We start from the raw sequence: 25,553 nt of genomic DNA, 5'->3' as shown, positions 1-25,553 counted from the left end.
ATATATTATCAAAATTTGTGTCTTTTGGGAAAAATCAAGACTAATCCCATTTGTATTTTCTACTCTTCCCTCTTCCCACAAATGATACGACTGGCAAAAATATGAACTTACTTCCTAATTCCTCTCTTGACCTTTTGGGTTCCCACAAAAGAATAAGTAATAATATAAATATATTTAATACATATTCTCATTCACTAATAACTCTATCAACATATCTAGCTTTTCCAATATATCATACATATATGGCGCTTATATATCTCTTGATACTAAAGATGATTCTTCTAACCCTGTCACCCTCACCTCTTCTTTTTATCTAGATAACAATTCCATTAACATCTCTTCCTATTGTAATGTATACAACATATCCGCTGCTTTCCTAGACCTACTCTCAGACCGTGACGCTGTTATGTTAAAATGAAAAAACTATTTGCTTTCAAAAATTTCTACCATATCTTTAGGTAAAGATGCTGTGAAACTAATTTCTTTTGAAGTTCTTGGGTGAGTAAACGTTATATTATAAGCATGCAGCATCTGCCTTTGATAACTCTTGCCATTTATCATATCTGGACCACCGTACTGAAAATCTCCAACAACTGGATGGTTTATATATTTCATGTGACTTCTTATTTGATGAGTTCTTCCTGTAATAATTCTTACTTCTAAGAGAGTGTATCCATCTTTTCTAGAGATAACTTTAAACTCTGTTATAGCCATCTTTTTTGCTAAAGAATTTACTGACATCAATTTTCTATTTTGAGGAGATCTACCAAGAGGAGCCTCTATACGTCCTTTATTTTCAACAATTATCCCCTTAACTGCTGCATAATATACTTTTTTTATTGCTCTATTTTGTAATTGCTTAGAGATACTTATTTTAGATTTTTCATTTTTTGCAAAAATTATAATACCTGAAGTATCTTTATCAAGTCTGTGGACTAAATAAGGATTATACTTCCCATTTGAATGTGCAACTAACGCATTAAGAAGAGTACCGGAAGCATGTCCATACGACGGGTGCACAACAATACCAGACTGCTTATTTATTATTATTATATCATTATCCTCGTATACAATATCCAATTTTATATTTTCAGGTTCAATTTTATTAGTTTTTTCTTGTTTAAATTCAATGTTAATAACATCGTCACATTTTAATTTATAACTTGCTAAAACAGGTTTATCATTTACAAAAATTTTTTGTTCTAAAGTAAGTTTTTGAAAATATGAACGTGAATAAGCTGTATATACAGAAGCTAAATAATGGTCTATTCTTTCTTTTTTAAGTTTTTCGTAACGAAGCTTTTCTTGCATATATAAGTACTCCAATTATTAATAAAATTATAGACATATTTTGAGAAATTGATAGACCAAAATACTGTATTCCTCTATCATCACCTCTAAAACATTCCACTACAAATCTTAAAATAGAATATAAGATCAAATAAATAGCAAAAATATTTCCAATTCTTCTTTTCTTTTTTGAATAAAAAAGCAAGATAAAAAATATGCAAAAATTCCCCAAAGACTCGTAAATTTGAGTTGGGTGTAAATGTTCTCCTAGAACTGCTAAAGATTGCTTATCTGTAAAAACAACGGCCCAAGGTAGATTACTTTCTTTTCCATAACAACATCCTGAAAAAAAACATCCTATCCTACCTATACTATGACCTAAAGCAAGAGCTGGAGCAAAAAAATCACCAAGATATAAAACTTGTATATTTCTAACTCTACAATATATTATCGCAAAAATACTTACAGTTATAAAACCGCCATAATATACTAACCCGCCTTGCCAAACCTTAAAGATATCTAATGGACTAACAATATATTCATTTATATTTGTTAAAACATAAAAAATCCTAGCACCTATAATGCCAAAAAATACTAAGTATACAAAAAAAGAAGAAAGTTCTTCTTGAGAAAAAATTTTAAATTCCAATCTATTTAAAGAATAAGAAAGATAATACATAGCAACAATAAAAGCCAAAGCTACAAAAAGGCCATATGAAAATATTCTAAAGTTGCCAAAACTAAATAGTATTGGATACATACTTATACCTTTTGTTTATTAAGCACTAGAATATCAAAAATTATAAGACAACTTGCTATAAAAATACAAGAGTCTGCAATGTTAAAAGAAGGCCACCTTAAGGAGCCAATACCAAAATCTAAAAAATCTACAACAGCTCCTCTAAATATCCTATCTACAAGATTACCAATACCACCTGAAATTATAAGGCAAAATGAATACTGCCATATTTTACTCATTTTGTTCCAAGATCTATAAAAGAATATAGTTATTAAACTTAATATAATAAATATCCCAACAGAAAATATAAAATTCTGCCCTTGAAACATACTAAAAGCAGTACCTGTATTTCTAATATTTACAATATTAAAAAAATCAAAAAAAGATATCATAGTAACAAAATGACCATAACTAATAACAGTACTCACAAGATATTTTGTAAATTGGTCTAAAACAAGCAAAATTAAACCTAAAATAATAGGTTTTTTCATTTAATTGCCTCTGAACATCTAGTACATAAATCTTCAACTATATTATCTATGTGTTTCCAACATCTTGCACACTTTTTATATTCTGACTTTCTTGCCTTTATAACCAAATCTTCTTCATTATTTGATTGCTTTAACTTTATATCCCAACTGCCTAAAACTAAACTTACAAGACTTTTATCGCTAAAGAAATCCAAATATTTTTTCCCATAAGTTATTTCTAAGGCAGCCTCTAAATTTGAGCCTATAACTTTTTCTTGTCTTAATTTCTCATAAACAGATAAAAGTTCACTTCTGACATCAAGGATTTTATTCCATTTATTCAAAATTTCAGATTGAAGAATAAATTTACTATTTTCTACAGGAAAATCTGAAAGAAAAACAGATTCAGGTAAAGAAGGGTCTATTCTTTTTAGTTCTTTAAAAGCCTCTTCACAAGTGAAAGAGAGAATAGGCGCTACTAATCTTATTATAATTGAACATATTATAAACATTGCAGATTGCGCACTTGCCCTTTCTATACTGTCTTTTTTATTGCAATATAAAATATCTTTAAGAACATCTAAGTAAAAACCACTTAAAAAAACAGCGCAAAAATTATTAATTGCCGTTGCTGCTTTGTGAAATTCATAACTTTCATAAGAGGAAGAAACTACAGAAATTAAATGCTGCAACTTACTAAGAGCATATGTATCTATTTCCTGCATATTTTCAAATGTTAAAGACTTATCTAACCTAAAATCCCCTAAATTCCCAAGCAAAAACCTTAGAGTATTTCTTACTTTTCTATAACTATCACTCAAGCCTTTTATAATTTCGTCTGATATTCTAATATCTTCCTTATAATCACTTGAAGCTATCCATAAACGTACTATATCTGCACCATACTTGCTTATTAATTCTTCACTGGAAATACCATTGCATGTAGACTTTGACATTTTTCTACCATGCCCATCTACAACAAAACCGTTTGTTAAAACATTTTTATAAGGAGCAGTCCCTTTAAGGGCAACTGACGGAATTAATGATGTCTGAAACCACCCACGATGTTGATCGCTGCCTTCAAGATACAAATCTGCAGGAAATTCCAAATCTTTATAATTTCCACTTGATAAAACTGCCTCATAAGAAACGCCAGAATCAAACCAAACATCAAGAATATCTTCTTCCTTTAAAAAGGAAGAAGACTGACAAACTGAACATGTTGCATTTGTATTAGCTAAAAGCTCTTCTTCTGACATTTCAAACCACGAGTCCGAACCCTTTTGCCCAAAAAGAATTGCTATTTTATTTATAATTTCTGGATTTACTAGAGGTTCTCCACATTCTTTACAATAAAATACTGGGATGGGTACTCCCCATAAACGTTGACGACTTAAACACCAATCGGGACGACTATGTAACATAGAATTAATTCTATTTTCACTGTATTTTGGGATCCAGTTTACATCTTTAACAGAATTTAACAATTCTTCCCTTAATTCATTGCGATCTACAGACAAAAACCATTGAGGCGTAGCTCTAAAAATTATTGGCTTCTTACACCTCCAGCAATGAGGATAAGAGTGTTCCATTTTAAACTTTGCAAGAATCTTGCCTTCTTTCTCAAGCTTTTCAATAATTATTGGATTGGCTTTAAAGATATAAATATTCTCTAATTCAGTTACTTCCTTTGTATACAATCCCTTGCCATTGATAGGAGACAAAATTTCTAAACCATACTCCAACCCTGCTTGATAATCTTCCGGACCATGTCCAGGAGCAATATGTACTATACCAGTGCCATCTTCCATACTGACAAATTCTGCAACGATACCTTGAGATTGCTTGTATTCTAACAAAGGGTTTTGGCATTTTATATTTACAAAATCAATCCCTTTAGATTCCATAAGTATTTTATAATCAAGTGCTTTTATTTTGTTTTTAACATTCTCTACTAGCGCTTTAGCAACCACTAGATTTTCTTTTCTGCCGTCTTCCATTTTATAAGTAACTAAGGCATAGTCCAGCTTTTCATTAAAAGCCAAAGCGACATTTGATGGGAGCGTCCAAGGCGTTGTTGTCCAAATTAAAACAGAAAAATTTTTTAATAAAGACTCTTTTGCCTTAAGAATATTTGGAACAGATAAGATTTTAAACTTTACAAAAATAGAATCTGAAGAATGATCAGCATATTCAACTTCTGCATCAGCCATAGCCGTTTCACATGTAGGGCACCAATATACAGGCTTTTTTCTTCTATAAATAAAACCTTCTTTTACTAAATCTCCAAAAACTTTAACTATAGAAGATTCATACTTTGGATCTAAAGTTAAATATGGATTGTCCCAATCAGCAAGAATTCCAAATCTTTGAAATTCTGATTTTTGTATTTCAACAAATTTTCTTGCAAAATTTGCAGCTTGCTTTCTAAACACCAGCTTATCTACTTTATTTTTATCAGTGTTGAGTTCCTTTAAAGCTAGCTGTTCTATCGGAAGTCCATGACAATCCCACCCTGGAGTAAACGGCACATAATTTCCAGACATAGAGCGATATTTAATTATAAAATCTTTTAAAACTTTGTTAAGAGCTGTACCTATATGTATGTGAGCGTTTGCATATGGAGGGCCATCATGGAAAATAAATTTTTCTTTATCTCTATTTTTTACGCAAAGTTTCTCATAAAGTTTAGTTTCATTCCATTCTTTTACAAAAGATGGTTCTCTTTGAGATAAATTTGCCTTCATTTGAAAGTTTGTATTTGGGAGGTTTACAGTTTTTGAGTAATCTTTTTGCTCTGACATTTTTTATCCTTAAAGCTTTATATTAAATTTACGGTATTGTATCTAAAACTTCGTTTAACTCTTCTTCTGAACGACCTATAACTTCAATAGTTTTTTCTCTACCACGCTCACCCTTTCTTAAAAAAATCATTGATCTTTTTACATCAAAAAAATCTGCTAAGAAATCGCAAAGTTCCTCATTTGCTTTTCCATCAACAGCAGGTGCTGCAACTTTTACTCTTAAAATAGAACCTACTCTACTTATCACTTCACTTCTTTTTGAATTAGGGATAACTCTTACTTTTATAATCATTACAATTCCCTCCATTACTTGCTAAGTTCTTTTGATCTTTCCATCGCCAGAAGCATAGCATTATAAACTATATTTGAAAGATTTTGAGATTCAAAATATTTTAAAGCAACTTCTGTCGTACCTTTTGGAGACTTAACTTTCTCTTTTAAAATCTCTGCAGATTCATTCGTTATATCTAACATCTTACCTGAACCATAAACAGTTTGTACTGCAAAACTTTTTGCCATTTCTTTACTCAAACCTAATTTAAAAGCAGATTCCTGTAAAAGCTCACAAAAATAAAATATATAAGCCGGACCAGAACCCGACAAGGCCGTTATAATATTAAACTTATCTTCATCAAGAATTTCTGCTTTTCCTATAGAAGCAAACAAACTTTTTGCCTTTTGAAGCTGCTCCTTAGAAACAAACCTGCCTTTACATAAAGCAGTAGCTCCACAACGTACTAAAGCAGGTGTATTAGGCATAGCTCTAATAACTGCAACATCTTTTCTTATATTTTCTTCAATAAATTTTGTAGTTATCCCAGCAGCTATTGAAATAATAATCGTATTTTTTTTTACAAAATTTCTTATCTCACCAAAAACTTCTAACATATTTTGAGGTTTTACAGAAAGAAAAATAATATCAGCATCTATTAACGCTTCACCTTTAGTCTCTGCTACAGATACACCAAACTTTTGTTGAAGATTTAAAACTTTTTCTTTTATAACATCATTACAAATAATATTCTGAGCTTTTACAAGCTTGCTTTCCAAAAGACCTCTTATAATAGCTTGAGCCATATTTCCAGAACCAATAAAAAAAAGCTTTTTACTTATTTCCATAGTTTCTTTCTCCAAATATTGCTGAACCAATTCTAATCATTGTCGACCCTTCTTCTATGGCAATCTTATAGTCTCTAGACATTCCCATAGAAAGAATATTAAAATCGTTAGCAATAAAACTTTTTTGTATATCTTTAAATAAATTATATACTTGTTTAAAATATGGTCTTGAATTATTAGGATTATCGCTATAGGGAGTTATAAGCATAAGACCTTTAATGTTAACATTAGAAAATTTTTTACACTCATTATAAAAATCTGCAACTGCATCTGGGTTAATACCAGTTTTGGAAGGCTCTTTAGAAACCTTTACTTCTATAAGACAATTTTGAATTTTATTAATATTTGCAGCATGACGATTTATATTACAAGCAAGTTTTATACTATCTAAAGAATGTATTAAATCAAACGCTTCTACAACTTTTTTCGTTTTATTTGATTGCAAATGTCCAATGAAATGTTTAGTAACTCCTTTAAGACTATCCTCAATCTGAGCAAACTTAGCGAGAGCCTCTTGAACTTTGCTTTCACCTATATGTTTAACCCCACATTTTAATGCCTCTAAAACAGAAAAATGTGTAAAAGTCTTTGTTACCGCAATTAAATCAACGGTACCAGTAACTTTTTCTAATATATTTATACTATTAGTAATACTTTTTATATTTTGGCAAATATATTTCATTTTTTGTTTAAATTATTTATAATTATAGCATATTTTAAATAAATCGTTTTGGTATATAATATAGCACCTAATAGCTCTTTTTGAAACACCCAAATATTAAATTTTACAAAATTTTATATTTTAAGATAGTTTTATACTATAGTATAGACGCCTACTAATCTGCCATCTGCTAGAGATGAGCGTTTTTGTATAAACTTAATAAACCAACCAACTATTACAAGGCACCTATGTATATGTTTTAGATCACCAAATAAAAGTGATCAACAACACTTACTGTAGTTACACAATAACTCAAATTAAATATATACATTCTAAAATATTTTTTGAATTAAAAAACATTTTTAGTAATATATGTTTATACTGATTGAAAAATATAGGAGTTTCTCTAAACACTCTAAAGCGTATAATTACTGTGTGCTTTTTGACAATTCAAAGCAAAAATACAGAATTTATCGTGTTATAAATACAATTTTTAACATAGCAGTACCGAAAAGATAATGCGAGGATATGTGTTAAGGGTTTTAGACAGATCGATAGGTAAGTTTAATGCATGATTATCAATTATTACAAATAATGGCAGCTGGTTTTACTCTTTCCCTAATGTTTGGTTTTATAACACAAAAATTAGGATTTTCTTCTATTGTTGGTTATCTTATTGCAGGTTTTTTGCTAGGACCTTCATCACCTGGTTTTGTCGCAGACTATAATTTAGCATTTCAACTCTCAGAAGCTGGGGTTATACTTTTAATGTTTGGTGTAGGTTTGCACTTCAAAACAGATGATCTTTTTGCAGTTAAAGGTGTTGCTATACCTGGAGCTATTATACAAAGTACAGTGGCTACACTTTTTGGCATTTTTCTTGGGACATTACTTGGGATTGATTTTAAGTCTTCGTTAATTTTAGGATTAGGGCTTGCCGTAGCAAGCACTGTTGTTCTTTTAAAAGTTTTAGAGGACAATGATGTTTTAAATACAGTCCACGGACACGTAGCTGTAGGTTGGCTTGTTGTAGAAGACATTTTAACTGTACTAATTTTAGTCACGCTTCCTAGTCTTTCTGTAGTACTTTCAAATTCTGGTACAACATCTTTAGGAACAATAGAAATATTTAAAGCTATAGGAGCAGCTTTAATAAAAGTAATTTTATTATGGCTGTTAGTAATAAAGGGCGGTGGACGTTTTGTGCCCTGGTTTTTATCAAAAATAGTTAAAACTCGTTCTCAAGAACTTTTTACTTTAGCTGTTTTAGTTATAGCTTTTTCAACTGCAGTTATTGCAGCGTTTGTTTTTCAAAGCTCGTTTGCTTTAGGTGCATTTTTAGGAGGTATGGTTGTTGGTAAAAGCAAAGTAAGTTATCAGGCAGGAGCAGATATTTTACCACTAAGAGATGCTTTTGCAGTTTTGTTTTTTTTATCAGTTGGAATGCTTTTTGACTGGAAGTTTATTATAGAGTATCCTTTGCTTGTGTGTATATGTTTAATTATAGTTTTAATAATTAAACCTCTAACAGCATTGATTGTCGTTTCTGTTCTAGGATACTCAACAAGGACAGCCCTCACTGTAGCTGCAGGCTTGGCACAAGTTGGAGAATTTTCTTTTATATTAGCTCAAGAAGCTAAACGTCTAGATCTGGTTGGAGATTTAGTTTATAATTCTATAGTTATATGTGCCATTGTATCTATAACTCTAAATCCTTCAATATTTAAAAAACTACCTTCTTTTGAAAGGTTTTTGCGGTCAAAAAACAAAATATGGGAAATATTAAATTTCTCAGTAAATAAAAAATGTAATAAAGTTAATGAAATAGCAAAAAACTTACTCCCTACAGAAGAATATCTTTCTAAAAAAATTGCCATAGTTGTAGGATACGGTCCAACAGGGAAAAAAGTCACTCAAGCTTTAATAGAACAAGGAATAAAACCTGTTATAATAGAAATCAATATAGATACTGTAAATTATTTAAGCTCTCAAGGACAAGCTGTAATATATGGAAATTCTACAAGAAAAGATATTTTAATTGCTGCTGGCATAAAAAAAGCAAGTTATCTAATAATTACTGTTCCATCTTTGAATATGACATTAGAAACAACATCTTTAGCTTCTTCATTAAACCCTAAAACTCGTATTATTGTTAGAACTCGTTTCTTAGACCACAAAGAAAACCTTAAACAACTTGGCATTTCTGCAGTTGCTTTTGAAGAAGAAGAAGTGGCAAATGCTTTAACTTCTTTAGTTTTAGACGACTTAGAACAACAAAGCCTACTTGCTGCTGCTTCAGAAATAGCTTCTCAAACAGCTCAAGGAAAATAGTAAAATTGACTCTTCTCTAACCCTTATAGATTAATCTGACACTTAAAATATTAAATCAAATAGTTTTTATTTTTTATTATGTGGTTTCAGTTTAGTCTTTTTTGGATTACCTTTTTCATTAACTACTTGCGCTATTTTGTGTGCTTCTTTATGAGTAATAAGACCCATTTTTCCTATAGTGGCTTTAACAGTTTCTGTTATTTTTTTTGCTAATTCTTTTTTTGTTTCTTCAGCATGCTTTATTACATTATCAACAAATTTTTTGCCTTCTTGCTCTTCCATTTTGTTTTCTTTTACAAATTTTCTAGCTACTTCTTCAACTTTTTCTTTACCTTTTAATGCAAGACCTACAGTGATATGAAACATAGACTTCAAGTTTGCCATTTTGAAAACCTCCCTTGGAAAATGCCATCAAATGTAATTAAGTATATTAAATAACAGAAAATTATTTCGTTATAATTTTTTCTGTTATTCTGTTTGCAGTCTTTACATCTGTGCCAGTAAGAATAATATATTCTACTTTAGGTATAAAACTATCGTTTGCAAAAACATATACTGTTGAAAGATAAGCATTTTTTTTATTAATCATAATTTCTGCTTTATATTTTCCTTGAACATTTACAATTTTCATTGGCCTATCTGAAACTGCTTTTAAAATCAAATCATAATAGCCATTATCATTTATATTTATTTTATACCCATAAGCTTTTTTTTCAAAAGTAGAAATTTCGTCACGCTGACCCTGCTCAGCCTTCAAAATCCAATAAGCATCCATTGGATTCTGTTTATCTATAGACCCATCAGGAAGGACTCTAACATCGTACATTACAACATTAGCATTTTTATTCCTTTCTATTTTAAAAAGATTTTCATTTACACCTTGTGCAAACACAATTAAATTAACAATCAACAAAGTTAAAAATAAAGCGTAGATTTTTTTCATTCTCACATTCCTTTTCATATTTGGATCTGTCTAAAAACATTAACGTAGATCTTTAAAGTTTACTTTATGACACTACTGCGTTAAAAAGTTCATTGCAATCATATGCATTAATAATAGTTTTAGACAGATCCATTTTTCTATATTGTATAAAATTTATTTCATTTTTATTACAGACACACCAAATATTTGTAGTTTTAAATTCTAAAAATGTATAATAGCTGTGCAATTAAATTTGACACCTAATTTGGAGATAAAAATGGATAAAGTTCTTGAAAGTTTATTGTTATCAGATGGAATTTCTGGATACGAAGAAAATATTGCAAAAATTATGACAAGCTCTCTTTCTAAAGTTTGCAGTAATGTTGAAACTGATAATTTTGGTAATGTTATTGGCAAATTTGGAAATGGTAATAAAAAAATAATGATTGCTGCCCATATGGACGAAATCGGAATGATTGTAAAACACGTTAATGAAAAAGGTTATATTTATTTTATAAAAATAGGTGGCATTAATGATTCAATATTACCTGGAAAAATTGTAAAAATCATAAATAAAGAAGGAAAACATATAACAGGAGTTATAGGTACAAAACCTCCACATCTTATGACTGCTGAAGAAGCAAAAAAACCAATACAATACACAAACATGTTTATAGACATAGGATTACCTTCCAAAGAAGAAGTTCTAAAAATAATAGATGTAGGGGATCAAATAATTTTTGATCCTAATGCTGGTGTCTTAAATGGTGATTTTTATTATGGAAAATCCGCAGATAATAGAATTTGTTGCTACACTATGATAAAAGTTATGGAGCGTATTTCAAAAATAAACGGACTTAATGCTCAAGTATTTGCTTGTGCTACTGCCCAAGAAGAAGTCGGTTTAAAAGGAGGAAAAACATCTTCTTTTAAAATAAATCCTGATTTTGCACTTATTATAGACTCTACAGTAGCAGGTGATATGCCAGGAATTGAGGAAAAAGTCTCTTCTTTAAAATTAGGAAAAGGTGTTGCAATAACTATAGTAGAAGCTTCAGGTAGAGGAACAATTGTACCTCAAAAAATAAGGAAACTTATCCTAGAAACTGCAAACGAAAACAAAATACAACATCAAATAGATATAATAGACGGCGGCATGACAGATGGCGCTATCATATACACAAACAGAGAAGGTATCTTAACTGGAATTTTAAGTATTCCTACAAGATATATTCACGCTCCAACTTCTGTTTTTAATATTAAAGATATAAATTCTGCCATTGATCTAGCTGTAAAAATAATAGAAAAAGTGGCTAAATAATTTTGGGTTTAAACTTTTCTATTATCTCAAGCGGTTCAAGTGGGAATTGCTCTATACTCTGGAATGAAAAAACTGCAATTTTAATTGATTGTGGATGCAGTGCTAAGTATTTATGTAGACAGTTAAAAAATTTAAATGTTAATACAAAAAAATTATATTCTGTTATAACACATGCTCATATAGACCATATCAGTCTATCAGGTATTAATTTTCTTCAAAAAAACCAGATTCCAGTATACATTAACAAAAATATTTTTCAAGATATTTTTAAAAAATATGAACAAAAAATTAAAAATTGTTTATGTATCAACTACGACAAAAATTTTAAGATTGACAATATTGTAGTCAACTCTTTTGATGCGTATCACAAAGATAACAATATTTCTAGAACTTGTGGATTCACTTTTTTTAGTAAAGTGAAAAAAAGAAGTTATAAAATAGGTTATGTTACAGACACTGGCAAAATATGCAATAATATTATAAAAACTTTAGCTAATAGTAATATTCTTGTAATAGAATCAAACTATAATAAACAATTGTTAGAAAATAGCTTTAGACCATACGAAAATAAACAGTGGATATTAAGTGATTTTGGACACTTATCAAACGAAGATACAGCAAAAGCTATTATCGAAATAAAAAGATTGTCAACAGTCAAAGACAACTTAAAATATGTTTTTCTTGCTCATATAAGCAAACATCATAACACCTACGAACTTGCAAAAAATACTGTAAACAAAATACTTTTAAATAATAAAATTACAGGAATTAATCTTTTAGTTGCTAAGAGAGAATCTAAATCGCCAACTATACGTATTGATTAAATATTTAAAATTTTTTTTATATTACCAGATAATATTTTCTCTTTATCTTCATCAATAATATTTAAAGAGTTAATAAACTCTATATCTTTTTTAGAATCTGCTAAAGGAAAATCTGAGCCAAAAATTATTTTTTCAAGACCATGTTTATAAAAAAATTCATCTAATAAATCTCTTTTCATAAACCTAACACTATCAGAAGTATCGAAGTATATATTTTTGCCTGCAAGAAGCCTTAAAGACTCCTCCCACATTAAAAAACCGCCCATGTGTGCCCCTATAATTTTTAGAGATGAGAATTTATTTAATACCTTTAAAATCCTATCAGGAGATGATTTTGAGTTTTTTCTCGAATTTAACTGTACTCCACAATGAACTAGCAAGGGAATTTGTAATTTTTCAATCTCTTCATAAATATAAAATATTAACTCATCATCAAAATAAAAATTCTGAAATTCAGGTTGAAACTTAATACCATAAGCATTATCTTGGATTCTTTTTAGCTCTTTTCTAAAACCCTTAAAAAAAGGATGCATTGAAGCAAATACAATAAACCTTTCTTGCTGCAAAGAAAAAAGCCAATTGTTTATAGAAAGCACTTGATCTGGCCTAGAAGCAACTGAAGATACAACACTTTTTGATATTCCAGATTCATTCATGTGCTTTAACAAATTACTAGCTGTGGGCAAAGTAATCATTTTTATACCAAGTAAATTTTCAAGATAAGATTTCGCTTTATCAACCACCTTTTCAGGCCAGATATGACAATGGGAATCTATGATTTCCATATTAAATTATTCCTCTTAAACACTCTGAATTTAAAATTCCATAATATTGGTCTGTCTAAAAAACCAATCTATCTTTTACTTTTCTAAATTTGATAATATGCTTGACTGTTTATTTTCTATTTTCTATTTTCTATTTTCTGAATTCTTTAAATTAATAATAAAGCACATTAGCGCAAAATGTTTATCACATAAATTATTATAACAAAACTACAAAAAACATATTTTCCCATTGGAATAATCCACTTACCAACTGTTTTAGAACGCCCTTGCTGAAGTTCACTGATAACTCTTTTTGGAGGGATAACCCAGAAAGTAAAAACTGCACTAAGTAAAGCGCACAATGGAACAAAATGAATTTGTAGTATATCCATAAATTCATCTATATGCCCATTTGTAAGTATGCTAAAGATAGACACAACAAAGACAGTTATCGCAACAGAAGTAAAGCGAGAAAACTTTAGTTTGTTTTGCAAAGATTCAACTGCTACTTCTAATATACTTATAAGAGAAGTAATTGCAGCAAAAAACACTGCAGTAAAAAAAATAATCATGCAGACTTGCCCAAACGGTATACTTTTAAAAATGTCAGGCATTGTTATAAACATAAGTGACGAACCGGAATCCAAATTTTTACCAAAAGAAAACACTGCAGGAATTATAACCATAGATGCTATCAATGAGGCCAGTATACTTAAAATAACAACACTCTTTGACGAATAAATTATATCTTCTTTCTTTCTTGCATAAGATCCATACACCAACATTATAGAGCCAAAAGTAGACAAAGAATAAAAAGATTGTCCTAATGCTAAAATCCAAGTTCTAGCATTAAATAAAGATTCTCCTTTTAATGCAAAAATAAATTTATAACCCTCGATTGATCCAGATAAAAATGCTACTCTAATAGCTAACATTAAAAACAAAACCAAAAAAGCCGTCATCATGATCTTGTTAACTTTTTCTATACCTTTCTCAATCCCACCAACCATAGTAAAACCCGATATAAGAAGAGTAATTATAATCCATAAAGCAGCATTATTCTTTGTTACCAAGTCAAAGCTCTGATTATTTGTAAAGACTGTAAATGCAGAACCTGTTATAGAGCCTGTTAAAAAGCGTAAAGTCCACGAAACAACTACTGTATACCCAAGTCCTATAATAGTTATAACTATTATAGGTAACCAGCCTACAAATTCTCCCATATTATTATGCCCACCACTCAATCTTAAAGCTTTTCTAAAAGCACCTAATGGACCTTTACCTGTAAGTCTACCTAAAGCAAGCTCCCCAACAAGCGCAATAAAACCCAATCCAAAAGCACACACTATATATGCAACCATATATGCAAATCCACCATTTTCTGCGAGTCTATATGGAAACAACCAAATATTCCCCATACCTATAGCAGAACCAGCTGCAGCTAAAATAAAGCCCCACTTTGACGAAAACAAATCTTTCTCAGCTTTTGACATTACAATACCTCTTATATCAATGTAAATTACAAAAATATACCTCCTAATATATTCTTTATATTAGAGATATATTTTTAGGGTCTATCTAAAAAACTTTATCAGTTTATTGCAGCTGTGCCAGTTTCTTTTGTTCTGACACGCATTACGCTACGTAAATCATAACTAAATATTTTTCCATCTCCTGGATTTCCAGTAAAAGCAGCCTCTTGAATTGCTTTTATAGTCTTTTCTTCCCACTCTTGTGAAGACACTATAATTTCAAACTTTATTTTTGGAAGCATAGATATAACTACTTCCGTACCTCTTACGAGCTCTTTATACCCCTTTTGCTTACCACAGCCCATAACTTGAGATACCGTAATCCCATTAACCTCTATTTTATTTAAAGCTTCTTTTATATCTTCTAATTTTTCTTCTCGTACAATAGCTTCTATTTTTATCATAAAGAACCTCTATTAATTATACTATATTTATAAAATTGATAACTAATCCAGTCCATTAAAAGATGGATAAGCACTTTCTCCATGCTCAGATAAATCAAGTCCAACAAGTTCTTCTCTTCTATCTACTCTTAAAGGCATAAAATACTTTACTATCCCTGCGCATATAAAAGTACCAGTTATAACTATTACAAAAGTTACCAATATTCCACTTATCTGTGCAAAAAACTGCAAAGTTTTTCCATATATTAAACCAGGTGCTCCTCCATTAATCGCAGGATTACAAAAAACACCCGTCAACATTCCACCCCAAATTCCACCTATACCATGACAGCCAAAAGCGTCTAATGCATCGTCAATTTTAAAAATTTTTTTTATCAAAGATATTCCACCATAACAAACAGGACTTACTGTCATGCCTATAATTAAAGCTGCCCATATATCTACAAAGCCAGCAGCTGGCGTTATACCAACAAGGCCTGCAATAACTCCAGTACAAGCTCCAATAAGAGTTACTTTGCCTTGTTTTATAATATCCATCAACATCCACATCAACATACCAGAAGAGGCAGAAACTGCTGTAGCAACAAAAGCATGCGCTGCAAGACTATTTGCCCCTAAAGCACTGCCAGAATTAAAACCAAACCAACCAAATAATAATATAGACATACCTAAAAACACAAAAGGCACATTATGTACTCTGTATGAAGTCTGTAAATAATCTACCCTTTTACCTATTAATATTGCAAGAATTAACCCTGTCGTTCCAGAACTTATATGCACAACATCTCCCCCTGCAAAATCTAAAGCACCAATTTTACTACCAATTAATCCACCTCCCCAAACCATATGAGCTAGAGGGTAATAAACTAAAAGAGACCATAAAGCTATGAAAACAAACAAAGCATTAAATCTCATTCTGCCAGCTATTGAACCTGTTATAATAGCTGGCGTTATTATGGTAAAAGCCATTTGAAAAGCAATAAAGGCAAATGTGGGAATAGAATCTGTGATAGAATCTTTTGTTATACCTAAAAGACACATATTTTTAAACGATCCTATAAAATCATTACCGCCCTCTCCAAAAGATAAAGAATAACCAACCAAAACATACATAACAACAGCTAACCCTATTATAAAGCCTGAGTTCATCATATTGTTCACCATATTTTTTCTCCGGCCCAAGCCTCCATAAAAAAAAGCTAGGCCTGGTGTCATAATAAGCACCAAAGCTGTACAAATAAGCATAAATGCGGTATTACCTGCGTTGAACACTTTTTTCTCCTATTTTAAATTTAAGATTTACATCTACGTTTTGTATATTTTACCATTTCTTGAAGCAAAAATCAACAAAATTTATATTTTTAACTATATTTTGATTTAAGAAATTAAAAATCTTGCATATTTCTATTGTCTAGCTTAAAGATGTGTCTGATTTGACTGTAATTATAAATATTATAAAAAAGAAGAATTTATTTATGAAAAAGGAAGATAGGAGGAATCCTAATGCTCAAGTCAGGTAGTACGGACTAAATGATAAGTTGTGTATATTGGCACATTATTTCCAAATATTCACGAATTTATATGCCCTAACAACTACTAAATCATATTTAGCGTTTCTTGCACCGATGGATTTGATGTATTTTCATATCTAATAGATGTATTTTTAAATTCTCTCTTAATTCCACTTATAAATTCATCTGCCCAAGAAGGCGTTAAAACATCAACACCAGTAAAATCAAGTATAAACTCTGCCTCATCTGGTTTCAATGTATATGCTTTTGCTGCCAAAAAGGCTTCTTTGCCTTCTGGTCTTGAAACTAATAAATTTCCAAATTTCGATACTCGAATTTTCATAACTTTACTCCTAATACTTAATTACTGCCAAGCAACCGTGAATATAGTCAGGTTTTGTCATAAAATGAGCATTACTATTTGATATTTCTATACTACCTTTTCCCGATTGTAAATACAAATACCAATTTTTCATTTTTATTATTTTTGAAACAAATTTTAAGCCATTCCCTCTTTGTTCTGGCGCTCTACCAGAAATTATTTCAGTTAAAGCAATATTTATAGCCTGTTCGTCGGTTTGAATATCATTTTTAACTTTTGATAAAGTTTCTTTTATTCCTTGCCCTCTGTCTGCCAAAATAATAGTTTTATTAGCATAATCATAAACAAAAATAATACCAACTATATCTTTCCAATTACCTAAATTATGGTCATAAGAATTATTGCCAACTTCACCGATAACAGCAGTAAGCAAAGAATCCTTTGTTTCAATCATAAATTTATTTAATTCCGACTGGAACAAATTTCTTGTCTTATAATAATTTTCATACAAAACAATATCATCAATTTTTTCAAGCTTTACCCAATTTGTAATGTTATCTAATATTTCATTCATATTTTCATTATACTAAAAATTTGTATATAGAAGAATATATAAAGACAAAAACCACTGGCCTATGATTTCATCTTCGGACAAGCGGCTTTAAATTATGCAAAAATTAAGCATGATAATACGGACTAAATTGGACGAGTTGCATAATTACTTCACCTTCTCAACAATACCGCTTGATTTTGAAAACTCGTAAGCAAAAATCATTCCCCCCTCATCGTCAGCAATTAGGGCGTTCAAACATTGTTTGTCAAATTCCGGCTGTTTTACGCTTATCATGCAGGTTTTGAAATCCTATTGCAAAATTGCTATAATTAAATTGGAAAATTTTGTCTTTCCAACGCAACTAAAAAAACAGAAAAATCTATGGCAAAAAATATCAATGTCAAAGGCGTCAGCGTTTCGCTTCTTTCTCATAAAAAAGAGGATTTTATTTCTTTGACTGATATGGCAAAGTTTAAAAACCCCAATGAAACATCGCTTGTTATCTCGCATTGGTTAAGCACGCGATATACGATAGAATTTATCGGCTGTTGGGAAAGATTTAATAATCCAAATTTTAATACTACGGAATTCAGTAGTATTAAAAATGAAAGCGGAAGCAACGGATTCGTCCTTACCACAAAACGCTGGATTGACAGGACAAATGCAATAGGCATAACTTCAAAGGCTGGTCGCTATGACGGCGGGACATTCGCTCACAGCGACATTGCTTGCAAGAATTGCAAAGATTTGAAAGGCAAAAACGGAAACGGTTTTAGCAAAAGTCCGTCTATCTATGCAGACAGTTTTACATCAAATATCCAATTTTCCAGACAGTGTCTGGAAAATTAAGCTGGAGCCATTACAGCGAACTTTTAACTGTGTCAGACGATTTGGCAAGAGCGTTTTACGAAAAGCAATCTATAAAAGAAAATTGGAGTTTTAGAGAATTAAAAAAGCAAATAGGCACAGCATTATTTCAAAGATTAGCGTTAAGCAAAGACAAAAAAAGCGTGCTTACCCTTGCAAACAAAGGACAGGAAATTGCCACGCCGGAAGACACAATCAAAGACCCTTATATTTTTGAGTTTTACGAATTCCCAAAAAATAGAATTATCAGAGAAAGAACATTAGAAAGAAAGTTGATAGATAACTTACAAAAATTTCTTTTGGAACTCGGACAAGGCTTTTCTTTCGTTGCAAGGCAAAAGAAAATTACAATAGACAACGAGCATTACTACATAGATTTGATTTTCTATCACAGAATTTTGAAATGTTATGTTCTCATAGATTTAAAATCTTCAAAAGTTAAGCATAAAGACATCGGGCAGATGAACCTTTATTTGAATTATTACAAAGACGAAGAAAATGTTAAAGATGACAATGAACCGATAGGCATTATTATAGCGGCAGACAAAAATGAATTTCTTGTGAAGTATGCCACAGGCGGCCTTTCCAATAAAATTTTTGTCTCAAAGTATCAGTTATATCTGCCTGATAAAAAATTATTGGAAAACAAAGTTAAAGAAATTTTGAACGATTGACGCATTGCTTATAGGTCAAGGGCTTTCCCAAAAAGACAGGCTTGTTATGTTAAACCAAACGGCAATAACGCAATTAAAGTCTTTGCTCGTGATAAACAGATTTTGAAGTTGAGTGAAAAATAGGACTTATGGCTTGAATGAGGCGTTGAAATAAAAACGCCTGATAGAAACTTAATACGGCTTTTTTGGTGTTGGGGCTATCTGATAATGTTTCAGCCAAAAAAGTTCGCTTATTTAACGGACTTCTATATCTTCTGGCATAGAAGTCCTACGGCGGATTTGTCTATGGGACTGAAACATCATAGATAGGTTCGCTGTTTTTTTACTTCCGCCAAAAAAATCTGTAAGTTCAAGCCGTCAAATCAAAAAATGAAATCTTATATAAATCAAGTCTTTTATAAATGGCAGAGTTGCCCGACAACTCTGTTCATCTTGTAATTCAAACCCGCCATATTTTAACATCAAAGGTTATTCCAAAGATGGACAACAAGAGAAATCTCCTTACTTGACCTTTTGGGGGAACCCATTCCTTCCTTTTTATGAGTGTTTTTTCCTTTTTTTCGTTAAAACGGTCAAGTCAGGTATTATAAGCAAAACTCTATGGGATAGAGCAAACGCCGCGTTAAGAGACGAGAATAGACCCTATAACAAAGACGAAACTGACTATTATTTAAGTGGGTTATGTAAATGCTATGAATGTAAGCGTTCTGTTACGGGAGCGTATGTAATCAAAAATCCGAAAAATCCTGAAAAGGCAAAAAAATACAGATATTATAGGTGCGGCCGCCAAAAAGACCATAAGATTAAGGGTTATATATCTGAAGAAGATTATGCCGATAAAGTCTTATTTTCCGTTGTCAAAGCCGTTCATATCCCCAAAGACATCACAAACATCTTACAAAAGACAATAATTATTGCAGAAAAACAAACCTTTATAAAGCAAAATAAGCGGGATATTTTACAGGATGAATATGACAATAGCCTAAAACAAATGAATAGGCTTTACGATTTGTATATCAAAGGCAAGACAAATAATTTAGAGATGTTTGAAAGAAAAGAAAAGGAGTTAAACGAAACAATAATAGGGCTTAAAAATGAACTTGCCCTTTGCAATACTGACGAAAAGAAAACAGTCCAAAAAGCCGAAGCTCTGTTTTTCTTTATAAATGAGTTAGAGCAGGTGTATAAGGAAAGCAGCTACAAAGATAAAGCTTTAATAATAAAAGAAATAGACGGGATTTCAATATTAAAAAGCAGGGAAGTTATACCTAACTACCATGAACCTTTTAACACCTTATCCCGCATAAATCAAGAAATTAAGGAAAAATCTTTAACTATTACAAAACTAACCCAAACAACCGGAACAACTCTCAATAGTTGTAGTAAAACATCATACGGGGACGACGGGATTTGAACCCGCGGTCTCTGCCTTGACAGGGCAGTGTGTTAAACCAGGCTACACCACGTCCCCAAATATGTTGAAGTATTATACACTAAAGACGAGAAGTTGTCAAATTCCCTGAGCTTTATAACTAATATTTTATAATTGTCTGGACGAAAAAGATATGGAGCAGACAAAGATACGCTTTACATCTTTTATATGGACCATATAAATCTATTAATACTCTAAGCTATTATAAATAGGGAACTTCTTGCATAACTTTAACATATCTTCTCTAACTTCGTTGATTACTTTTTGATCATTAATATTTTTTAAAACTTTCACTATAGATTGAGCAATCTTTGTCATTTCATGCTCTTTCATGCCTCTTGTTGTAACAGCAGGAGAACCTATCCTTATACCTGAAGTTATGGCTGGTTTTTCTGGATCATACGGGATTCCATTTTTATTTAAAGTAATTCCTGCTTTCTCTAAAACTTCTTGCGCATCTTTACCTTTAACACCTAAAGGTCTTAAGTCAACTAAAAACATATGGCAGTCCGTACCGTCAGAAACTATTTTTAAACCAGACTCTTCTAAAACTTGAGACAATTTTTTAGAATTAGCTAAAACCTGCTTTTGATATTCTTTAAACTCTAGTTTTAAAGCTTCCCCAAAAGATACAGCTTTTGCGGCTATAACATGCATTAAAGGACCACCTTGTGCTCCAGGGAAAACTGCAGAATTGATTTTTTTTGCAATATCTGGATTATTTGTAAGGATCAATCCTCCCCTAGGCCCTCTAAGTGTTTTGTGACTTGTAGATGTTACAACATCAGCATATTCACAAGGAGATGGATAAATACCTGCTGCAATAAGACCTGCATAATGAGCTATATCTGCCATATGGTAAGCTCCAAACTTTTTTGCAATTGTAGATATTTTTTCCCACTCCCAAACTCTTGAATAGGCACTCGCTCCACTGATTATTAATTTAGGTTTATGCTCTAAAGCTAAATGTTCAATTTCGTCATAATTTATAAGTCCAGTTTTTTCATCCACATTGTAAGCTACAATATTAAACCATTTTCCAGAAACATTATAAGGACTACCATGTGTTAAATGCCCGCCGTGCGCTAAACTAAGACCCATTATCGTATCACCAGGTTTTAAAAGAGCAAGCTGTACTGCAAAATTTGCTTGCGCACCAGAATGTGGTTGCACATTTGCAAACTGCATATTAAAAAGTTTTTTTGCTCTTTCTATTGCAAGATTTTCAATTATATCTACAAATTCACAACCACCATAATAACGTTTGCCAGGATATCCTTCAGCATATTTGTTTGTAAGGCAAGAGCCTTGAGCTTGCATCACAGAATGCGAAGTAATATTTTCTGAAGCTATAAGCTCTATAGTTTCTCTTTGCCTTTTAAGCTCCTGTACTAACACTTCATAAACTTCTACATCATGCTTTTTTAACTCTTCCATTTTTTCCCTCACACTTACGAGTCTGTATGAAACCCTATATATATTTCATTATTTTATTAGTATCTAAGCATCCTTTGCGAACAACAAGATAAGGAAATTTTACCATATCTATAACTGTAGACTCAAAAGAATATTTGCATTTACCACCATCAACAATAATATCTACCACATTATCAAAAATTAAAGCTTCTTTTATATCTTTTGCACTTTTTTTACTTGAAACATTTACAGAGGTTGTAAACACTGGAGAATCTAAAACTGCAAGCATTTTTAACATAAACTCATTATCAGGAATTCTCACTCCTAGATTAGTCCTCCCACCGGAAACAATTTTACCTAGTTCTGTTGTTGGGAATATTAATGTAAGCTGACCAGGCCAAAACTTTTTTGCAACTATTAAAGCTTTTTGTGGAATATTGACAATAGACCTTATACTATCTAAATTTTTAGTCATCAAGATAAGCGGCTTTTTGTGACTTCTACCCTTAATTTGGTACACTTTTTTTTGAGCATCAATATTAAAAGCGTCCACTGCAAACCCGTAAACTGTCTCTGTAGGAACAATAGCTATGCCACCGCTTTCTATTATTTGAGAAGTTTTTAAATGCGAGTCTTTGTCTTTAGATAAAATTTTTAAAGTTTTATTCAATTTATATTAAACCTGTAGTTTCTTTTAAACCAAACATTATGTTCATATTTTGTACAGCTTGGCCTGAAGCACCTTTAATAAGATTATCTATGACTGAAATTATAATAAGCTTATTTGTTCTTTTATCAACTTTTAGACCAATACAACAATAATTTGTATTTACAATATCTTTTAGTGAAGGCAAATCTCCATCCTCAAAAACTTTAATAAATGACTTATCCTTATAAAAACTTTTGTAATAACTTAAAATTTCATCTGAACTAGCAGGCTTTTTTAAATTTAAATAAATAGTAGAAAGCATACCTCTTTCTACTGGTATAATATGTGGAGTAAAATTCACTATAACAGTTTCTCCAAACAAAATTGAAAGTTCTTGTTCTATTTCAGGAATGTGTCTATGAGTTCCAGCTATTTTGTAAGCTTTAAAATTTGGATACTCGCTCCTAAAATATTCTTGAGCATTCTTTCTCCCGGCTCCTGAAATACCGCTTTTAGAATCTATGACTATACCATTTAAATCAACAAAATTTCCCTTTATACTCGGAGCTAAGCCTAAAGCAATACTAGTAGGATAACAGCCAGGATTTGCAACTAAAGAAGCTGTTTTTATAATATCAAAATTAATTTCTGATAAACCATAAACTGCCTTTGATATAAAATCTTTCCCGGTATGTTTAACCTTATACCACTCTTCATAAGTATTTACATCTTTTAATCTAAAATCTGCAGATAAATCTATAACTTTAAGACCCTTATTAACAAAATTTGGCACTAATTCAAAAGCAACTCCATGTGGTAAAGCTAAAAATACTAAATCACAACTTTTGGAAACTTTATCTATATCTAAAGACTCTATAATTAAATTTAAATTCTCGAATTTTGGATAGACATCCTTTAAAGATCTTTGGCATGAAGTACGTCTTCCATAAAGACCTGTTATTTTTACATTCAGATGAGAAATTAAAATTTTTAAAAGTTCTTCACCTGTATAACCTGTTATTCCAACAATACCTACTTTTATCATCTGCTCTCCAAGCTTATGGGATATACTAATATAACAAATTCCCCAAGTATAGATTTTTTACTTTTCATATTTTCAAAAACTTCTTTTATTGTCCCTCTTATAAACTCTTCAAATTTTTTTGTCATTTCTCTTGCAATACAAATCTGAGAATCTTGCCCAAAAACCTCTAAACATATTTCTATAGTTTTTAAAATTCTGTGAGGTGATTCATAAAAAACAATTGTTTTCCTTAAATTTGTGAGTCCTGCAAGTTCTGCTTTTATCTTGCTAGGTTTTCTTTTTAAAAAACCGCAAAATATAAAACCATCCATAGGAAGCCCTGATCCTACAAGTGCTGTTATTACAGCATTTGCACCAGGCAAAACCTCAACTTTTATATTCCTGGATATGGCTTCCTTAATTAAACTATATCCAGGATCAGAAATTCCAGGAGTACCAGCGTCAGAAATAAGCGCAATTTTTTTCCCATTTAAAAGCTTATCAATTAAACCTTTAATTCTATGTTGTTCATTGTAAGAATAAAAACTTATTAAAGGTTTAGATAATTTAAAATGTGATAATAACTTCAAACTTTGTCTTGTGTCTTCACAAGCAATTAAATCACATTCATTAAGAATACGCAACGCTCTTAAAGTTATATCTTCTAAATTACCTATAGGGGTTGCAATTGCATATAAAATACCGCTCACAAAAACTCTGCCTCTTTATTAAATAAAGTTATACACTCTCATTTTTTATCAAATGTCTGGATGCCTATTGTCAATTCCTTCATAAATATTCTTTAAAAATATAAATAATTATATATTTTTTATTTTAAAACGTAATGCTTTATTGTTTAATCTAGTCTTAATTTAATCTAAAAAATCAAAGCAAGAAAATCAAGGACTAATACTCCTCTTAGTGATGTTTATTCTTCACCTTGGCTTTCTTCTAACTTTAATGATCCTTCTAATAACTCTCTTGTTATTCATTCTACTATGTCAAATCGCTACAACATCTACGGCTCTGTTAATTTCCCTTTTGCTTCTTCTTCTGTTTCATCTGGTGATTTCAATGTCCTTCTTAAAGACTCCTTTATCTGTTCTTCTAATTCTCTTACCATTTATAATGATTTAAATCACTCTTCCTTATATTGCTCTTTTTCTTTGTTAAGTAATGCTATTTCCTATATCCTTCCTTCAAATAATATCATTAATTCTACTTTCTCTTGGAGCTTAGCTCCAGGAGCTAAGCTCCTTTACTAATAACTCTGTCAACATCTCTAGCTTTTCTAATATATACGAAATCATAGGCGCTTATATACGCCTTGATACATAAAATGAAAAAAATTTATTCAAAAACTATTTCGTATTCTTCTCTAGCAATTTCTAAGCTAGCTTTTATTTCAAATTTTGTATTAAATATTTCTTTAAGTCTTACAATTCTTTTTTTAAAATATTCCTCAACATCAGGATTTACTCTAATTGTAATTTTTCCATAATATCCATCAATATTTAATTGCACCATCTCATTGCAAACGTTAATAAAAATAGATTCTTTAGAAAGTACTAGGCCTAAACCTTTACATATAGGACAAGTATCGCCTAAAAGAGAAAATAAAGATTCCCTCTTTCTTTGACGAGTCATTTCTATTAAACCTAACCTTGTTATTGGCAATATCTTTATTTTAGCTTTATCGCCTTTTGTGGCATCACGCAATTTTTCTAAAACTTTGTGTTTATGTTCAGGCTTTCTCATGTCTATAAAATCTATAACAATAATACCACCAATATTTCTAAGTCTTAATTGTCTTGCTATTTCTGCAGCAGCTTCTAAGTTTGTAAATAGTGCTGTATCTTCTTGAGAAGTTTTAGAAGTAAACTTTCCGCTATTGACATCTATTGCACAAAGAGATTCTGCTTCT

Annotated in this window: 26 protein-coding genes and 1 tRNA gene; 6 read left to right on the top strand and 21 right to left on the bottom strand. The window is 30.9% G+C overall.

Annotated features, from left to right (window positions below; translation table 11 throughout):
* Positions 1-423: 423 nt before the first annotated feature.
* Genes LBD57_RS00885 through LBD57_RS00855 form a run of 7 tightly spaced genes read right to left on the bottom strand, consistent with a single transcriptional unit; the run spans position 424 to position 7,104 of the window.
* Positions 424-1,311 carry an RluA family pseudouridine synthase gene (locus tag LBD57_RS00885; RefSeq protein WP_373469463.1) on the bottom strand — a complete coding sequence of 296 codons (888 nt, stop codon included), beginning with the start codon at positions 1,309-1,311 and terminating at the stop codon, positions 424-426.
* Positions 1,280-2,050 (bottom strand): prolipoprotein diacylglyceryl transferase, encoded by a 771-nt coding sequence (lgt, locus tag LBD57_RS00880; protein ID WP_373469462.1) that lies wholly within the window; start codon positions 2,048-2,050, stop codon positions 1,280-1,282. The genes LBD57_RS00885 and lgt overlap by 32 nt, the downstream gene beginning before the upstream one ends.
* A gap of 2 nt (positions 2,051-2,052) precedes the next feature.
* A complete protein-coding gene (gene lspA / locus LBD57_RS00875; RefSeq protein WP_373469461.1) occupies positions 2,053-2,520 on the bottom strand; it encodes a signal peptidase II in 468 nt (155 codons plus the stop codon).
* Positions 2,517-5,303 carry an isoleucine--tRNA ligase gene (gene ileS / locus LBD57_RS00870; RefSeq protein WP_373469460.1) on the bottom strand — a complete coding sequence of 929 codons (2,787 nt, stop codon included), beginning with the start codon at positions 5,301-5,303 and terminating at the stop codon, positions 2,517-2,519. Before ileS ends, lspA begins: the two co-directional genes overlap by 4 nt.
* A gap of 28 nt (positions 5,304-5,331) precedes the next feature.
* The gene (locus tag LBD57_RS00865) at positions 5,332-5,595 is read right to left on the bottom strand and encodes a DUF167 domain-containing protein (protein WP_373469459.1); all 264 of its coding nucleotides are present in this window, start codon (positions 5,593-5,595) and stop codon (positions 5,332-5,334) included.
* Between the two features lie 14 nt (positions 5,596-5,609).
* The gene (proC, locus tag LBD57_RS00860) at positions 5,610-6,422 is read right to left on the bottom strand and encodes a pyrroline-5-carboxylate reductase (protein WP_373469458.1); all 813 of its coding nucleotides are present in this window, start codon (positions 6,420-6,422) and stop codon (positions 5,610-5,612) included.
* The gene (locus LBD57_RS00855) at positions 6,409-7,104 is read right to left on the bottom strand and encodes a YggS family pyridoxal phosphate-dependent enzyme (RefSeq protein ID WP_373469457.1); all 696 of its coding nucleotides are present in this window, start codon (positions 7,102-7,104) and stop codon (positions 6,409-6,411) included. The genes proC and LBD57_RS00855 overlap by 14 nt, the downstream gene beginning before the upstream one ends.
* A gap of 546 nt (positions 7,105-7,650) precedes the next feature.
* Here LBD57_RS00855 and LBD57_RS00850 point away from each other — a divergent pair.
* Entirely contained in the window at positions 7,651-9,414 is a 1,764-nt protein-coding gene (locus tag LBD57_RS00850) for a cation:proton antiporter (RefSeq protein WP_373469456.1), read from the top strand.
* Between the two features lie 66 nt (positions 9,415-9,480).
* Here the strand turns inward: LBD57_RS00850 and LBD57_RS00845 are convergent, their stop codons facing one another.
* Positions 9,481-9,798, bottom strand: coding sequence for a phasin family protein (locus LBD57_RS00845; RefSeq protein ID WP_373469455.1), 318 nt, complete (start codon positions 9,796-9,798; stop codon positions 9,481-9,483).
* Positions 9,799-9,859: 61 nt separating this feature from the next.
* Positions 9,860-10,357 carry a DUF4833 domain-containing protein gene (locus tag LBD57_RS00840; protein ID WP_373469454.1) on the bottom strand — a complete coding sequence of 166 codons (498 nt, stop codon included), beginning with the start codon at positions 10,355-10,357 and terminating at the stop codon, positions 9,860-9,862.
* Between the two features lie 256 nt (positions 10,358-10,613).
* On the opposite strand from LBD57_RS00840, the gene LBD57_RS00835 reads away from it, so the two are divergent.
* The gene (locus LBD57_RS00835) at positions 10,614-11,657 is read left to right on the top strand and encodes a M42 family metallopeptidase (protein ID WP_373469453.1); all 1,044 of its coding nucleotides are present in this window, start codon (positions 10,614-10,616) and stop codon (positions 11,655-11,657) included.
* A gap of 2 nt (positions 11,658-11,659) precedes the next feature.
* Positions 11,660-12,481 (top strand): MBL fold metallo-hydrolase, encoded by an 822-nt coding sequence (locus LBD57_RS00830; protein ID WP_373469452.1) that lies wholly within the window; start codon positions 11,660-11,662, stop codon positions 12,479-12,481.
* On the opposite strand, the gene LBD57_RS00825 is transcribed toward LBD57_RS00830, so the two are convergent.
* The 6 genes from LBD57_RS00825 to LBD57_RS00800 all read right to left on the bottom strand — a co-directional run bounded on the left by LBD57_RS00825 (position 12,478) and on the right by LBD57_RS00800 (position 17,588).
* Positions 12,478-13,266 (bottom strand): amidohydrolase family protein, encoded by a 789-nt coding sequence (locus LBD57_RS00825; protein WP_373469451.1) that lies wholly within the window; start codon positions 13,264-13,266, stop codon positions 12,478-12,480. The two genes, LBD57_RS00830 and LBD57_RS00825, sit on opposite strands and share 4 nt — an antisense overlap.
* 167 nt (positions 13,267-13,433) lie before the next feature.
* Complete coding sequence (locus LBD57_RS00820) at positions 13,434-14,738, bottom strand: sodium-dependent transporter (protein WP_373469450.1); 1,305 nt, start codon at positions 14,736-14,738, stop codon at positions 13,434-13,436.
* Between the two features lie 98 nt (positions 14,739-14,836).
* Positions 14,837-15,181, bottom strand: coding sequence for a P-II family nitrogen regulator (locus LBD57_RS00815; protein WP_373469449.1), 345 nt, complete (start codon positions 15,179-15,181; stop codon positions 14,837-14,839).
* 42 nt (positions 15,182-15,223) lie between these two features.
* Positions 15,224-16,453 (bottom strand): ammonium transporter, encoded by a 1,230-nt coding sequence (locus tag LBD57_RS00810; RefSeq protein WP_373469448.1) that lies wholly within the window; start codon positions 16,451-16,453, stop codon positions 15,224-15,226.
* A gap of 324 nt (positions 16,454-16,777) precedes the next feature.
* Positions 16,778-17,035: an STAS-like domain-containing protein gene (locus tag LBD57_RS00805; protein ID WP_373469447.1), complete on the bottom strand. Its 258-nt coding sequence runs from the start codon at positions 17,033-17,035 to the stop codon at positions 16,778-16,780.
* A 10-nt stretch (positions 17,036-17,045) separates the two neighbouring features.
* Positions 17,046-17,588, bottom strand: coding sequence for a hypothetical protein (locus LBD57_RS00800; protein WP_373469446.1), 543 nt, complete (start codon positions 17,586-17,588; stop codon positions 17,046-17,048).
* A 360-nt stretch (positions 17,589-17,948) separates the two neighbouring features.
* On the opposite strand from LBD57_RS00800, the gene LBD57_RS00795 reads away from it, so the two are divergent.
* From LBD57_RS00795 to LBD57_RS00785, 3 genes are all read left to right on the top strand, one after another.
* Positions 17,949-18,416 carry a KilA-N domain-containing protein gene (locus LBD57_RS00795; RefSeq protein WP_373469445.1) on the top strand — a complete coding sequence of 156 codons (468 nt, stop codon included), beginning with the start codon at positions 17,949-17,951 and terminating at the stop codon, positions 18,414-18,416.
* Entirely contained in the window at positions 18,401-19,108 is a 708-nt protein-coding gene (locus tag LBD57_RS00790) for a YhcG family protein (RefSeq protein WP_373469444.1), read from the top strand. The genes LBD57_RS00795 and LBD57_RS00790 overlap by 16 nt, the downstream gene beginning before the upstream one ends.
* Positions 19,109-19,613: 505 nt before the next feature.
* Entirely contained in the window at positions 19,614-20,522 is a 909-nt protein-coding gene (locus LBD57_RS00785) for a zinc ribbon domain-containing protein (RefSeq protein WP_373469443.1), read from the top strand.
* Here the strand turns inward: LBD57_RS00785 and LBD57_RS00780 are convergent.
* The 6 genes from LBD57_RS00780 to LBD57_RS00755 all read right to left on the bottom strand — a co-directional run.
* A tRNA-Asp gene (locus tag LBD57_RS00780) sits at positions 20,504-20,579 on the bottom strand. The two genes, LBD57_RS00785 and LBD57_RS00780, sit on opposite strands and share 19 nt — an antisense overlap.
* Before the next feature lie 147 nt (positions 20,580-20,726).
* Complete coding sequence (gene glyA, locus LBD57_RS00775; protein ID WP_373469442.1) at positions 20,727-21,977, bottom strand: serine hydroxymethyltransferase; 1,251 nt, start codon at positions 21,975-21,977, stop codon at positions 20,727-20,729.
* Between the two features lie 34 nt (positions 21,978-22,011).
* A complete protein-coding gene (locus tag LBD57_RS00770) occupies positions 22,012-22,626 on the bottom strand; it encodes an L-threonylcarbamoyladenylate synthase (protein WP_373469441.1) in 615 nt (204 codons plus the stop codon).
* A gap of 1 nt (position 22,627) precedes the next feature.
* A complete protein-coding gene (gene argC, locus LBD57_RS00765) occupies positions 22,628-23,650 on the bottom strand; it encodes an N-acetyl-gamma-glutamyl-phosphate reductase (RefSeq protein ID WP_373469440.1) in 1,023 nt (340 codons plus the stop codon).
* Positions 23,647-24,339 (bottom strand): 16S rRNA (cytidine(1402)-2'-O)-methyltransferase, encoded by a 693-nt coding sequence (gene rsmI / locus LBD57_RS00760; RefSeq protein WP_373469439.1) that lies wholly within the window; start codon positions 24,337-24,339, stop codon positions 23,647-23,649. The genes argC and rsmI overlap by 4 nt, the downstream gene beginning before the upstream one ends.
* 640 nt (positions 24,340-24,979) lie before the next feature.
* On the bottom strand, positions 24,980-25,553 hold a 574-nt coding region (locus LBD57_RS00755), incomplete at its 5' end, for a ribonuclease E/G (protein ID WP_373469438.1).

Source organism: Candidatus Endomicrobiellum cubanum (assembly GCF_031278955.1).
Classification (GTDB): domain Bacteria; phylum Elusimicrobiota; class Endomicrobiia; order Endomicrobiales; family Endomicrobiaceae; genus Endomicrobiellum; species Endomicrobiellum cubanum.
The sequence above is the reverse complement of the archived record's forward strand: the minus strand, read 5'-3'. Positions and strand labels throughout refer to the sequence as shown.